The sequence below is a fragment of the Acidovorax sp. 107 genome, assembly GCF_003058055.1.
Lineage (GTDB): Bacteria > Pseudomonadota > Gammaproteobacteria > Burkholderiales > Burkholderiaceae_C > Acidovorax.
On sequence record NZ_QBTZ01000001.1, the window covers coordinates 253,638 to 265,388 of the forward strand.

Below are 11,751 nucleotides of genomic sequence, written 5' to 3' on the forward strand. Positions count from 1 at the left end.
TGAGTCTGCCCGATGGACCCGCTGGACCCTGCCCGTCCCTCCGACCCCCGGCTGCTGGCCTGCCTGGCGCTGGTGGCACGTGAGCGCGCGTCTGACCTGTTCTTGCTGGCGGGCGCGGCGCCCACCATCAAGCGCCAGGGCGCGTTTGTGCCCATCACCCAGCAGGTCCTGGCGCCCAGCGATGTGCGAGAGATGGCCTATTCCATCTTGCGCGACGCCCAACGCAAGGAGTTCGAAGCCACGATGGAGTGCGACCTCTCGCTGCAGACCGCCGAGGGTGAGCGCTTTCGCGTGAACGTGCACATGCAGCGGGGGCAGGTCGGCATGGTGATCCGCCATGTGATTGCCCGGATTCCGACGCTGGAAGAGCTGGGGCTGCCGCCCGTGATCCAGCGGCTGGCGTTCCTCAAAGGGGGGCTGGTGTTGACGGTGGGGGCTGCAGGCTCGGGCAAGACCACCACCCTCGCGGCCTTGCTGGACCATCGCAATACCCATACCGGCGGGCACATCCTCACGGTGGAGGACCCCATCGAGTATTTGCACACGCACAAGAAATCGCTGGTGACGCAGCGCGAGGTGGGTCTCGATACCCTGTCCTACGACGAAGCACTGCGCCGTGCCATGCGCGAGGCGCCCAACGTGATCATGATCGGCGAGATCCGTGACCGGGCCACCATGCAGCATGCGCTGCACTATGCGGAGTCCGGCCATCTGTGTGTGTCCACCCTGCACGCCAACAATGCCAATCAGGCGGTGCAGCGCATCGTGAATTTCTTCCCCGAGGACGCCCACCGCCAGCTGCTCATGGACCTGTCGCTCAACCTGCGGGCAGTGGTAGCGCAGCGCCTGGTACAAGGCCTGGCGGGCCGCCTGGTGCCCGCGACCGAGATCATGCTGCTCACACCCTATGTGTCCGAACTGATCCAGAAGGGCCAGATCGACGAGCTCAAGACCGCCATCACCCGCAGTGGCGAGCAGGGCATGTGGAGTTTTGACCAGTCACTGCTGGGCATGGTGGAGGCGGGCGCTATATCGCCCGAAGAAGCCATTGCCAACGCCGACAACCGCACCGATGTGCGCCTGCGGCTGCGGCTGGCTGCGGGCGCATCGCTGGGCGGCGACGGCATGCAGATGGCGCCGGAGGAACCCCCGCCCAGTGATCCGCCACCGCCGGGGCATCGCTGACCTCACCCTGGTGCGGCTTCAGCCGCAGGGCCTGGCCCCAGGCGTGGCACGGCATCAGCCCGCAGCCGTCTTCACCACCGCATACCGCTCCAGCGTGCGCTGCCGCGCGGCGTCGTGCTCCACCACGGGTCGGGGGTAAGTGTCTCCCAGGCGCACGTCAGCTTCCTGCAGCTCCAGCGGGCGCGCGAGCCAGGGGGCGTGGAGTGCCTTGGTGGGGAGCGCAGCGAGCTGGGGCAGGTAGCGACGGATGAACTTGCCCTCCGGGTCGAACTTCTCGCTCTGGCTCACCGGGTTGAAGATGCGGAAATACGGCTGGGCATCGCACCCGCTGGAGCTGGCCCACTGCCAGCCGCCGTTGTTGGCGGCCAAGTCGAAGTCATTGAGGTGGGTGGCAAAGTAGGCCTCGCCCCGGCGCCAGTCGATGCCCAGGTCTTTCACCAGAAAGCTCGCCACCACCATGCGCAGGCGGTTGTGCATGTAGCCCGTCTGGTTGATCTGCGCCATGGCCGCATCCACCAGCGGGTAGCCGGTGCGGCCCTCGCACCAGGCGGCAAACAGCGCATCGGCCTCGGGGCCGGTCTCCCAGGCGATTGCGTCGTAGGCCGGCTTGAAGCTCTGGCCCACCACATGCGGGTGGTGGTGCAGGATCTGGAAGTAGAAGTCCCGCCAGATCAGTTCGCTGAGCCAGGTCGTGGCGCCCGGGTTACCCTCCAGCATCAGGCGGTGCGCCGTGCGCGCCAGCAAGCGCGGCGAGATGGTTCCAAACCGCAGGTGCACGCTGAGGTAGCTGGGGCCCTTTACCGCCGGAAAATTGCGCGTGTCCTCATAGCGTTCGATGCGGCCCAGAAAATCGTCAAACAGCTGCTGTGCGCCCTGAGCGCCCGTGGGCAGGCGCAGCTGGGACAGCGCTGTGGGCTCAAACCCGAGGTCCTGCAAGGTGGGCACGGGCTGGCAATGGCCTTGCGGTCGCGCCGCCAGATGGTGGGCATGGCGCTCCACCGGATAGCTCTTGAGCTGGAACGCATCGATCTTCTTGAGCCATGCATTCTTGTACGGCGTGAACACGCTGTACGGGTTCCCCGTCTGCGTCAGCACCTCGCTGCGCTCCAGCAGGGTATGGTCCTTGAAAGTGTGAAAGGCCTTGCCTGCGGCCGCCAGGCGCGTGCGGACCAGGCGGTCGCGGTCCAGCGCCTGGGGTTCGTCATCGTGGTTGGTAAAGACGGCCTGCACGTCCAGGGCGCTGGCCAGCGCCGGAATGGCGTCGCTGGCCACCGCGTGCCACACGATGAGGCCGCCCCGTTCCTGCCCCGAAAGCGTGTGCAGGGTGTCGTCCAGTTCCACCAGCGACTCCCGGATGAACTCCACCCGCCGGTCGGCGCGGGGCAGGGCGCCGAGGATGTCCTTGTCAAATACAAAGGCGCAGAACACCTGTTCGCAGCGCGTCAGCGCGTGGTACAGGGCGGCCTGGTCGTGCGCACGCAGATCGCGGCGGAACCAGACCAGGCCACGGGGGTAAGTGGGCTCGGGGGAGGGGGGCATGTTCACCGTTAAAATTGCGAGATGTCTTTCGATTCTGCGCCCATCAACCTGACGCATCACTTCCTGATCGCGATGCCCGGCCTGGAAGATGAGTCTTTTGCGCGTAGCGTCGTGTATCTGTGTGAGCACGGCGAGCGCGGTGCGCTCGGCCTCATCATCAACAAGCCCACCGACATCACCCTCAAGGGCCTGTTCGACAAGGTGGACCTGTCCCTGCGCCGTGAGGACCTCACCACGGCGCCCGTCTTCCAGGGGGGGCCGGTGCAGACCGAGCGCGGCTTCGTGCTGCACGAGCCCATGCTGACGAACAGCGCGGACACGGACGAGTCGGCCTACGCGTCCACCATGACCATCCCGGGCGGGCTAGAGATGACCACCTCCAAGGACGTGCTCGAAGCGCTGTCCACGGGGGCAGGCCCGCGCCGCGTGCTCATCACGCTGGGCTACTCGTCGTGGGGTGAGGGGCAGCTCGAATCCGAGCTGGCCGAGAACGCCTGGCTCACCGTGGCGGCTGATCTGTCGGTGATCTTCGACACCCCCGTGCCCGAGCGCTACGACCGGGCCTTGTCGCTGCTGGGCCTGAAGGCCTGGATGCTGTCGCCCGAGGCGGGGCACGCATGACCGGTTCGCCCGCTCAGCCCATCCAGCCGCCAGCCGTTCCTGCGCATTTCCAGACCTTTCTTGCTTTTGACTTTGGCCTCAAGCGCACGGGCGTGGCCTCGGGCAACCGCATGCTCAAGAGCGCCACACCACAGCGCACCATCCAGGCCGAGGGCGACGCCCGTTTTGCCCAGGTGGCCGAGCGCATCAAGGAGTGGCAGCCCGACGCGCTGGTGATCGGCGTGCCTTACCACCCCGACGGCGCGAGCCACGAAAACACTGCACGCGCGCTCAAGTTCGGCCGCCAACTGCGCGGGCGGTTTGGCTTGCAGGTGTTCGAGGTGGACGAACGCTACAGCACCACCGAGGCCATTGCGGGTGGTGCCAAGGATGCCGACGCAGCGTCGGCCTGCATCATCCTGGAACAGTTTTTGAGGAATCTCCCATGACCACCCCCTCCCCCGGCATGTCCGGCAGCCTGGTGCTCGACGCCGAGGCGTTGTACCGCGAGCTGCTGCGCGGCGTGCGCAGCATGCTCACCCCCACCACGCGCCTGGCAGGCATTGCCTCGGGCGGTGCCTGGCTGGCCGAGCGTCTGCAAAAAGACCTGGGCCTGGAAGGGCCCGCCGGTGTGCTCTCGTCGGTCATGCACCGCGACGACTTCGCGCAGCGCGGTCTGTCGGCCAGCGCACAGACCGCGCTGCCGTTTGATGTGAACGGCGCCGACGTGCTGGTGCTGGACGACGTGCTCTACACCGGCCGCACCATCCGCGCCGTGCTCAACGAGCTGTTCGACTACGGCCGCCCCGCCAGCGTGCGCCTGGCCGTGCTGGTGGACCGGGGCGGGCGCGAGTTGCCTGTGCAAGCCGACTTTGCTGCCGCACGCGTGGCCTTGCCTGCCGCGCAGTCGCTGGCCCTGGCCCGCGACGATAGCGGCACCTTCCAATTCCAAGTCAAAGAGGCCTGACCGTGCTGCACAAGCGCAATCCCCAACTCAACGGCAACGGCGAACTCATCCACCTGCTGTCCATCGAAGGGCTGCCGCGCGACATCGTCACGCACATCCTCGACACGGCGGCCAACTTCGTGAGCGTGAACGACCGCGAAGTGAAAAAGGTGCCCCTGCTGCGCGGCAAGAGCGTGTTCAACCTGTTCTTCGAGAACAGCACGCGCACCCGCACCACCTTCGAGATCGCGGCCAAGCGCCTGTCGGCCGACGTGATCAACCTGGACATCGCGCGCAGCTCGGCCAGCAAGGGCGAGTCGCTGCTCGACACCATCGCCAACCTCTCGGCCATGGCTGCCGATTTGTTCGTGGTGCGGCACAGCGAGTCGGGCGCGCCGTACCTGATTGCGCAGCATGTGGCGCCCCATGTGCACGTGATCAACGCCGGCGATGGCCGCCATGCCCACCCCACGCAGGGGCTGCTGGACATGTACACCATCCGCCACTACAAGAAGGACTTCAGCAACCTCACCGTGGCCATCGTGGGCGACGTGCTGCACTCGCGCGTGGCGCGCTCCGACATCCACGGCCTGACCACCCTGGGCTGCGCCGAAGTGCGCGTGGTGGGCCCGCGCACCCTGGTGCCGTCGGACATGGCGCAGATGGGCGTGCGCGTGTGCCACACGCTCGAAGAGGGCATCAAGGATGCCGACGTGGTCATCATGCTGCGCCTGCAGAACGAGCGGATGAGCGGCGCGCTGCTGCCGTCCAGCCAGGAATACTTCAAGAGCTTTGGCCTCACGCAGGAGAAGCTGCAACTGGCCAAGCCCGACGCCATCGTCATGCACCCCGGCCCCATCAACCGCGGCGTGGAGATCGACTCCGCCGTGGTCGATGGCAAGCAAAGCGTGATCCTGCCGCAGGTGACCTTCGGCATCGCGGTGCGCATGGCAGTGATGTCCATCGTCGCGGGGAATGAAGCGTGACCCATCGGGTGAATGCTCCTGTTTTAATAGCTGCTAGCGCATATATCACCGGCGCTATCGGCCTATTTGACTTGAAATCATGAAGATACTGATCCAAAACGGCCGGGTGATCGACCCCGCTTCGGGCCTTGACCAGACCTGTGACATCGCCATTGCTGCAGGCCGCATCGTGGGGGTCAACCGCGTGCCGCCCGACTTTGCGCCCAAGCGCGTGGTGGATGCCACGGGCTGCATCGTGCTGCCTGGCCTGGTGGATCTGGCGGCGCGCCTGCGCGAGCCCGGCCACGAGCACGAAGGCATGCTCGAATCCGAAATGGCCGCCGCCGTGGCCGGTGGCGTGACCAGCCTGGTCTGCCCGCCCGACACCGACCCCGTGCTGGACGAGCCCGGCCTGGTGGAGATGCTCAAGTTCCGCGCCGAGAAGCTGCACCAGTCGCGCCTTTTTCCGCTCGGGGCGCTCACGCGCAACCTGGCGGGCGAGGTGCTCACCGAGATGGCCGAGCTGACCGAGTCCGGCTGCGTGGGCTTTGGCCAGGCCGAGGTGCCGCTGGCCAGCACCCAGGTGCTGCAGCGCGCGCTGCAGTACGCCGCCACCTTTGGCTACACCGTGTGGCTGCGTCCGCAAGAGATGCACCTGGGCAAGGGCGTGGCTGCCAGCGGTGCGCTGGCCACGCGGCTGGGCCTGTCGGGCGTGCCCGTGGCGGCCGAGACCATTGCGCTGCACACCATTTTTGAACTGCTCAAGACCACCGGCGCACGCGTGCACCTGTGCCGCCTGAGCAGCGCTGCGGGTGTCGAGCTGGTGCGCCGCGCCAAGGCCGAGGGCCTCAAGGTCACCTGCGACATCAGCATCAACACGCTGCACCTCACCGAAAACGACATCGGCTTCTTCGACAGCCGCGCGCGCCTGACCCCGCCGCTGCGCCAGCAGCGCGATCGCGATGCCCTGAGCGCGGCGCTGCTCGATGGCACCATCGACGCGCTGGTGTCCGACCACACCCCCGTCGATGAAGATGCCAAGACCTTGCCGTTCGCCGAGGCCGAACCCGGCGCCACGGGCCTGGAGCTGCTGCTGTCGCTCGCGCTCAAGTGGTCGCAGGACAGCGGCGTGCCTTTGCAGCGCGCGCTGGCTGTGGTCACTGCCGAGCCCGCACGCGTGCTGGGCAATGCGCTGGGCACCTTGCAGGCCAGCGTAGGTCAGATCGTGGAAGGTGGCGTGGGTGACCTCTGCATCTTCGACCCGCAGGCCGCGTGGACGGTGCAGGACGACGCGCTCGCCAGCCAGGGCAAGCACACGCCGTTCTCGGGCTATGAACTGCCCGGCCGTGTGCGCATGACCCTGGTCGGCGGACAGGTCGCTTTTGACCGGGGCTGACGTGGCGCGCTGCAGCCAGGCCCAGGGCCGGGCCTTGTGATGAGATCCCTGCGCGCCTGCTGGCGGCTGCTGCGGCTGCTGGGCCACATTGCCAAAGGCCTGTGGATCGTGGCACTGCGTTTTCCAGCGCTGTCGCCCGACCAGCAGCACGCCCGCGTGCAGGTGTGGTCGCTGGAGCTGCTGGCCCATGCGGGCGTGAGCCTGCGCATCCTGGGGCAACCCCCGGTGACCGGGCCGGTGATGCTGGTGGCCAACCACATCTCCTGGCTTGACATCCCCGTGATGCATGCGGCGCGGCACTGCCGTTTTGTCTCCAAGTCCGACGTGCAGGGCTGGCCACTGATCGGCACCCTGGCCACGGCCGCAGGCACGCTCTACATCGAGCGCAGCTCGCGCCGCGATGCGCTGCGCATGGTGCGCTCGATGCAGGAGGCGCTGGAGCGTGGCGAAGTGCTGGCCGTGTTCCCCGAAGGCACTACGGGTGACGGGCGCGAGATGCTGCCCTTCCATGCCAACCTGCTGCAGGCCGCTGTGGCCGCGCAGGCGCCAGTGCAGCCCGTGGGCCTGCGCTTTGCCGACAAGGCCACCGGCGCCACCAGCTTTGCGCCGAGCTACATCGGCGACGAAACCCTGGTGGGCTCGATCTGGCGCACGCTCAGCGCCCCGCCCATCGAGGCCGTGGTGCACTACGGCCCGCCCGAGCTGGCAGGCGAGCGCGACCGCCGCACCTGGACGCAGCACCTGCACGACACGGTCGATCAACTGCGCAAGGCCTGAGAACGCACACAGGTTCCCTGGGTTCCCAACGAGCTGTCTTTGTGCGGCAAAAGCGTGCATATTCCACGCTTTGAGCCCGGCAGGTGGTCGTCTAGGTGGTCTGCCCGGCGCAATGTCCCGTATCGTCCGCGCTTTCCATTTGCCTGCGGTTCATCGCAGGCCTTTGCACACTGCCGGGAGGGCACCATGAACCTGATTGAACGCGCCAAAAGCATTCTTCTGCAACCCAAGGAGGCCTGGGCCACCATCGATGCGGAAGTCACCGACACCGCCACCCTGTTCACCCGCTACGCCATGGTCCTGGCGGCCATCCCGGCGGTCTGCGGTTTCATCGGCATGTCGCTGATCGGCTTTGGCGGCTTCGGCGTCACCATCCGCGTGCCTTTCGTGTCCGGGCTGGTGAACATGGTCGTGTCGTACGGGTTGAGTCTGGTGGGCTTGCTGGTGCTCGGTTTCATCATCGATACGCTGGCGCCCACCTTTGGCGGGCAAAAGAACGCCATCCAGGCACAGAAGGTGGCGGTGTACGCCAGCACGGCCGCCTTGCTGGGCGGTGTGTTCAGCCTGCTGCCATCGCTGGCCATGCTGGGTTTGCTTGCGGCGCTGTACTCCATCTACCTGCTCTACACCGGCCTGCCTGTGCTCATGCGCAGTGCGCCTGAGAAGTCGGTGGGCTACACGGTCGTGGTCATCATTGCGGCCATCGTGATGGGTGTGGTCATCGGTGCCGTCAGTGCGCTGTTCATGCCGCGCAGCGGTGCGTTGTTTGGCGGTGCCGACGCCCCTGCCATCACCATGAACACACCCGGCGGCAAGGTCTCCATCGACACCGCCGGCCTGGAAGCTGCGGGCAAGAAGATGGAAGAAGCCGCCCGCAAGATGGAAGAGGCCCAGAAGAGCCAGGACCCGGCCGCCATCGCCGCCGCCACGGGCGACGCCGCCAAGGCCGCTGCCGGTGTGCTGGGTGGGGGGCAGGCCATTGCGGCCCAGTCGCTCAAGGCGGCCCTGCCGGAGAAGCTGGCAGGCCTGCCCCGCACGGGTTTTGATGTGCAGGACGGTGCCGCCCTGGGCTTGCCCACCAGCCAGGCCAGCGCGCAATATGGCAACGACAACAAGCAGCTGCGCCTGGAGATCGTGGATGTGGGCGGCCTGGGGCAGATGGCGGTGATGGCCATGGGCATGGCGCAGGGCGAGAAGGAAGACCAGACCAGCGCCGAGAAGACCTGGCAGGAAGGCGGCCGCACCTTGCACCAGCGCTACGACAAGGACGGCAGCCACGCCGAGTTCAAGACCATCCTGAAGAACGGCCTCGTGGTCAGTATCGAGGGCGACAAGATCGGTGTGAAAGAGCTGCGAGCCCTGATGTCGCAGGTGGACCTGAACGGCCTGGAGGGCCTGCAGCGCAAGGGCAAGTCCTGAGCGGAAGGGTAGTTGCTATTGATTCAATAGCTATTCAGGCATGCTCGACTAGCGCATCCGACCGATTTTGATCCCAACACCCCCTTAGCCACGCGGAAACGTCACCACGTGGTCCACCTGGGCGCGGATGCCGATCCACTCGCCCAGCGCGTGGTCGTGGTGGCTGGGCACATGGGCCAGCACCGTGTGGCCGCTGGCCAGGCGCAGGGTGTACAGAAACTCCGAGCCCCGGAACGACTTGCGCACGATCTGCGCCTGCACGGGCGCATGATCGTCGTGCACGATGTCGTCGGCGCGCAGCAGCACATCACATTCCCCACCGGGGTAGCTGCTGGGCAGGGGGCACTCATCCAGGTCGGTCAGATCGCCCAAAGGTGTTTGGGCCACCACGTTATGGCCGCGCTGCACCAGCGTGGCCGGCGCAAACACACCGTGGCCGATGAAGTCCGCCACAAACCGCGTGGCGGGACGGTGGTACAGGGTGTACGCGTCGTCCCATTGGTGCAGGTGGCCCTCGTTCATCACGCCGATCACGTCGCCAATCGCAAACGCCTCGAACTGGTCGTGGGTGACGAACAGGGCCGTGGCGCCAGCGGCTTTCAGGATGCCGCGCACCTCGTGCGCCAGGCGCTCGCGCAGGTCCACGTCGAGGTTGGAGAACGGCTCGTCCAGCAGCATGAGTTGCGGGCGCGGCGCCAGCGCGCGGGCCAGCGCCACACGCTGTTGCTGGCCGCCAGAGAGTTCGTGCGGGTAGCGGTGCTCGCTGCCCTCCAGCCCCACAAGCTTCAGCACCTCAGCCACGCGCGCGGCCTGCTCGGCCCGGGGCAGCTGGTGGATGCCAAACGCCACATTGCGGCCCACCGACAGGTGCGGGAACAGCGCGTAGTCCTGGAACACCATGCCGATGCGCCGCAACTCGGGCGGCACGCTCAGGGTGGCGCTGCTGACCACGCTTTTGGTCAGGCGGATCTCGCCGCCCGTCACGGGCTCCAGACCGGCCACGGCGCGCAGCAGGGTGGTCTTGCCGCAGCCGGAGGGGCCAATCAGCACGCCGATGTCGCCCGCTTTCAGGCTGAGCGTGACGCCTTGCACGGCGGCCTGTGCACGGCCTGCGTAGTGCACTTCGAGTTGGGAGACCTCAAGAAACATATCCACGCATTTTAGGCGGGGTGGAGTGAATGCTTAAAATTCGCATTTGCATTCCTGGGCGCTGCGGTGTCCATGCCTTTGGGCAGGTGTGCGCTTTCTTCCTTCTGCCGAGCCCCCTGCCTTGCGCCGCACGCCGTCTTCTGTTCTTCGCAGCATCCCGCTGATCCTGTTTGCAGGCTTTTTGGCCTTGCCGGTGCTGGCGGTGCTGGCGTCGTGGTTGCCGCTGTCGGCCACGGGGCAGGGCGATGCGCAGGCGGGCGCCATCCTGCGCGAGATGGCTTCCACCGTGCTGCCCGGCTACGTGTGGACAACGCTGTGGCTGAGTGTGCTGGTGGCGCTGGGCGCCGCCGTGGTGGGCACCGTGGCGGCTGCGGCTGTGACGCTGTTCGACTTTCCGGGCCGCCGCACCTTTGAATGGTTGCTGCTGTTGCCCCTGGCCATGCCCGCCTACGTGACGGCCTATGCGTACACCGACTTTCTGCAGTTCAGCGGCCCTCTGCAGGTGGGCCTGCGCAACACCTTCGGCCTGGAAGGCCGCTTGCTGCCCGAAGTACGCAGCCTGGGCGGCGCCGTGTGGGTGTTCATCTTCTCGCTGTACCCGTACGTGTACCTGCTGGCACGCACGGCCCTGGGGGAGCGCGCCGCCCACCTCATGGAGGCCGCTCGCCTGCTGGGCGCACCGCTATCCCGCCGCATCCGCGCCGTGGCCCTGCCGCTGGCGCGCCCGGCTGTGGCGGCGGGCGTGGCGCTGGTGCTGATGGAAACCCTGGCCGACTTCGGCGTGGCCAGCTACTTCGGCATCCAGACCTTCACCACCGGCATCTACAAGGCCTGGCTGTCCATGGACAACCGCTTGGCTGCCGCGCAGCTGGCCACCATGCTGCTGGTGGTGGTGATGGCGCTACTGCACCTGGAGCACCGCGCGCAAAAGCGCATGCGTTTTGCCACCGGCGGCGGGCGCGCAGGCTCGGCCGAGGCCCAGCCGCTGCAACTTCGTGGTGTGCGGCGCTGGGCCGCCTGGGGTGTGTGCGCGCTACCAGTGCTCATGGGCTTTGTGGCGCCTGTGCTCTTCATGCTGCGCCCGCTGGCGGCCGACTGGTCGGTGCTGCCGTGGGGGCGTTTTCTGGAATGGGCCTGGCACAGCGTGCGCCTCGGGGGCATCACTGCCGCCCTGGCCGTTGCCATCGCGCTCGCTCTGGCCTTTGCGGTGCGCCGTCAGGCCGACGCCATCACGCGCGGCGTGGTGCAACTGGCCAGCGTGGGTTATGCCGTGCCCGGTGCCGTCGTGGTGGTGGGGCTGTTGCTGCCCGTGGGCTGGCTGCAGGCCGCCATGCCGCAGTGGGGCGTGGGAGGGCTGGTCACGGCCACGGCCTTGGGCATCGTCTGGGCCTATCTGGTGCGGTTCTGTGCGGTGGCCCTGCAGTCCATGCAGAGCGGTTACGCGCGGATTCCACTCAGCCTGGATGACTCGGCCCGCATGCTGGGCACGGGCAGCGCGGGCCTGCTGGCACGCGTGCACTGGCCGCTGCTCAAGCGGTCTACCGCAGCGGCCGCGCTGCTGGTGTTTGTGGACGTGATGAAGGAGCTGCCCGCCACCATGGTGCTGCGCCCCTTCAACAGCGACACCCTGGCCGTGGTCGCCTACCAGCTCGCGCGTGACGAGCGGCTGGGCGAGGCGGCCCTGCCGTCGCTGGCGCTGGTGGCGGTGGGGCTGGTTCCGGTGATTCTGCTCAGCCGGACGCTGCGCAGTCGGCGGCACTGACCCAACAACGCCG

At 67.2% G+C, this 11,751-nt stretch carries 11 protein-coding genes; 9 read left to right on the forward strand and 2 right to left on the reverse strand.

The features are described from left to right. Positions 1 to 12: 12 nt before the first annotated feature. The gene (locus C8C99_RS01125; protein WP_108624661.1) at positions 13 to 1,185 is read left to right on the forward strand and encodes a PilT/PilU family type 4a pilus ATPase; all 1,173 of its coding nucleotides are present in this window, start codon (positions 13 to 15) and stop codon (positions 1,183 to 1,185) included. Positions 1,186 to 1,239: 54 nt separating this feature from the next. Here the strand turns inward: C8C99_RS01125 and C8C99_RS01130 are convergent, their stop codons facing one another. Next, positions 1,240 to 2,724 carry a deoxyribodipyrimidine photo-lyase gene (locus C8C99_RS01130; protein ID WP_199226271.1) on the reverse strand — a complete coding sequence of 495 codons (1,485 nt, stop codon included), beginning with the start codon at positions 2,722 to 2,724 and terminating at the stop codon, positions 1,240 to 1,242. Positions 2,725 to 2,745: 21 nt separating this feature from the next. Between C8C99_RS01130 and C8C99_RS01135 the strand changes: the two genes are divergently transcribed. From C8C99_RS01135 to C8C99_RS01165, 7 genes are all read left to right on the forward strand, one after another. Then, on the forward strand, positions 2,746 to 3,345 hold the full coding sequence (locus tag C8C99_RS01135; RefSeq protein WP_108624663.1) for a YqgE/AlgH family protein: 600 nt from the start codon (positions 2,746 to 2,748) through the stop codon (positions 3,343 to 3,345). Beyond that, positions 3,342 to 3,773 carry a Holliday junction resolvase RuvX gene (ruvX, locus tag C8C99_RS01140; protein WP_056637272.1) on the forward strand — a complete coding sequence of 144 codons (432 nt, stop codon included), beginning with the start codon at positions 3,342 to 3,344 and terminating at the stop codon, positions 3,771 to 3,773. The genes C8C99_RS01135 and ruvX overlap by 4 nt, the downstream gene beginning before the upstream one ends. Beyond that, entirely contained in the window at positions 3,770 to 4,291 is a 522-nt protein-coding gene (gene pyrR, locus C8C99_RS01145; protein ID WP_056637269.1) for a bifunctional pyr operon transcriptional regulator/uracil phosphoribosyltransferase PyrR, read from the forward strand. The genes ruvX and pyrR overlap by 4 nt, the downstream gene beginning before the upstream one ends. Before the next feature lie 2 nt (positions 4,292 to 4,293). Then, on the forward strand, positions 4,294 to 5,256 hold the full coding sequence (locus C8C99_RS01150) for an aspartate carbamoyltransferase catalytic subunit (RefSeq protein ID WP_056066217.1): 963 nt from the start codon (positions 4,294 to 4,296) through the stop codon (positions 5,254 to 5,256). Between the two features lie 79 nt (positions 5,257 to 5,335). Continuing rightward, the gene (locus C8C99_RS01155) at positions 5,336 to 6,631 is read left to right on the forward strand and encodes a dihydroorotase (protein WP_056637264.1); all 1,296 of its coding nucleotides are present in this window, start codon (positions 5,336 to 5,338) and stop codon (positions 6,629 to 6,631) included. A gap of 39 nt (positions 6,632 to 6,670) precedes the next feature. Next, the gene (locus C8C99_RS01160) at positions 6,671 to 7,408 is read left to right on the forward strand and encodes a 1-acyl-sn-glycerol-3-phosphate acyltransferase (RefSeq protein WP_108624664.1); all 738 of its coding nucleotides are present in this window, start codon (positions 6,671 to 6,673) and stop codon (positions 7,406 to 7,408) included. A gap of 186 nt (positions 7,409 to 7,594) precedes the next feature. Continuing rightward, a complete protein-coding gene (locus C8C99_RS01165) occupies positions 7,595 to 8,827 on the forward strand; it encodes a Yip1 family protein (protein ID WP_108624665.1) in 1,233 nt (410 codons plus the stop codon). Between the two features lie 84 nt (positions 8,828 to 8,911). Here C8C99_RS01165 and C8C99_RS01170 read toward each other — a convergent pair whose 3' ends face one another. Continuing rightward, on the reverse strand, positions 8,912 to 9,976 hold the full coding sequence (locus C8C99_RS01170; protein WP_108624666.1) for an ABC transporter ATP-binding protein: 1,065 nt from the start codon (positions 9,974 to 9,976) through the stop codon (positions 8,912 to 8,914). A 121-nt stretch (positions 9,977 to 10,097) separates the two neighbouring features. Here C8C99_RS01170 and C8C99_RS01175 point away from each other — a divergent pair, with 121 nt between their 5' ends. Continuing rightward, the gene (locus C8C99_RS01175; protein ID WP_108624667.1) at positions 10,098 to 11,738 is read left to right on the forward strand and encodes an iron ABC transporter permease; all 1,641 of its coding nucleotides are present in this window, start codon (positions 10,098 to 10,100) and stop codon (positions 11,736 to 11,738) included. The last annotated feature ends 13 nt before the right edge of the window (positions 11,739 to 11,751 follow it).

Coding starts and splice junctions, on each gene's coding strand:
- C8C99_RS01125 (WP_108624661.1), top strand. CDS start 13: ATGGACCCGCTGGACCCTGCCCGTCCCTCCGACCCCCGGCTGCTGGCC.
- C8C99_RS01130 (WP_199226271.1), bottom strand. CDS start 2,724: ATGCCCCCCTCCCCCGAGCCCACTTACCCCCGTGGCCTGGTCTGGTTC.
- C8C99_RS01135 (WP_108624663.1), top strand. CDS start 2,746: ATGTCTTTCGATTCTGCGCCCATCAACCTGACGCATCACTTCCTGATC.
- ruvX (WP_056637272.1), top strand. CDS start 3,342: ATGACCGGTTCGCCCGCTCAGCCCATCCAGCCGCCAGCCGTTCCTGCG.
- pyrR (WP_056637269.1), top strand. CDS start 3,770: ATGACCACCCCCTCCCCCGGCATGTCCGGCAGCCTGGTGCTCGACGCC.
- C8C99_RS01155 (WP_056637264.1), top strand. CDS start 5,336: ATGAAGATACTGATCCAAAACGGCCGGGTGATCGACCCCGCTTCGGGC.
- C8C99_RS01160 (WP_108624664.1), top strand. CDS start 6,671: ATGAGATCCCTGCGCGCCTGCTGGCGGCTGCTGCGGCTGCTGGGCCAC.
- C8C99_RS01165 (WP_108624665.1), top strand. CDS start 7,595: ATGAACCTGATTGAACGCGCCAAAAGCATTCTTCTGCAACCCAAGGAG.
- C8C99_RS01170 (WP_108624666.1), bottom strand. CDS start 9,976: ATGTTTCTTGAGGTCTCCCAACTCGAAGTGCACTACGCAGGCCGTGCA.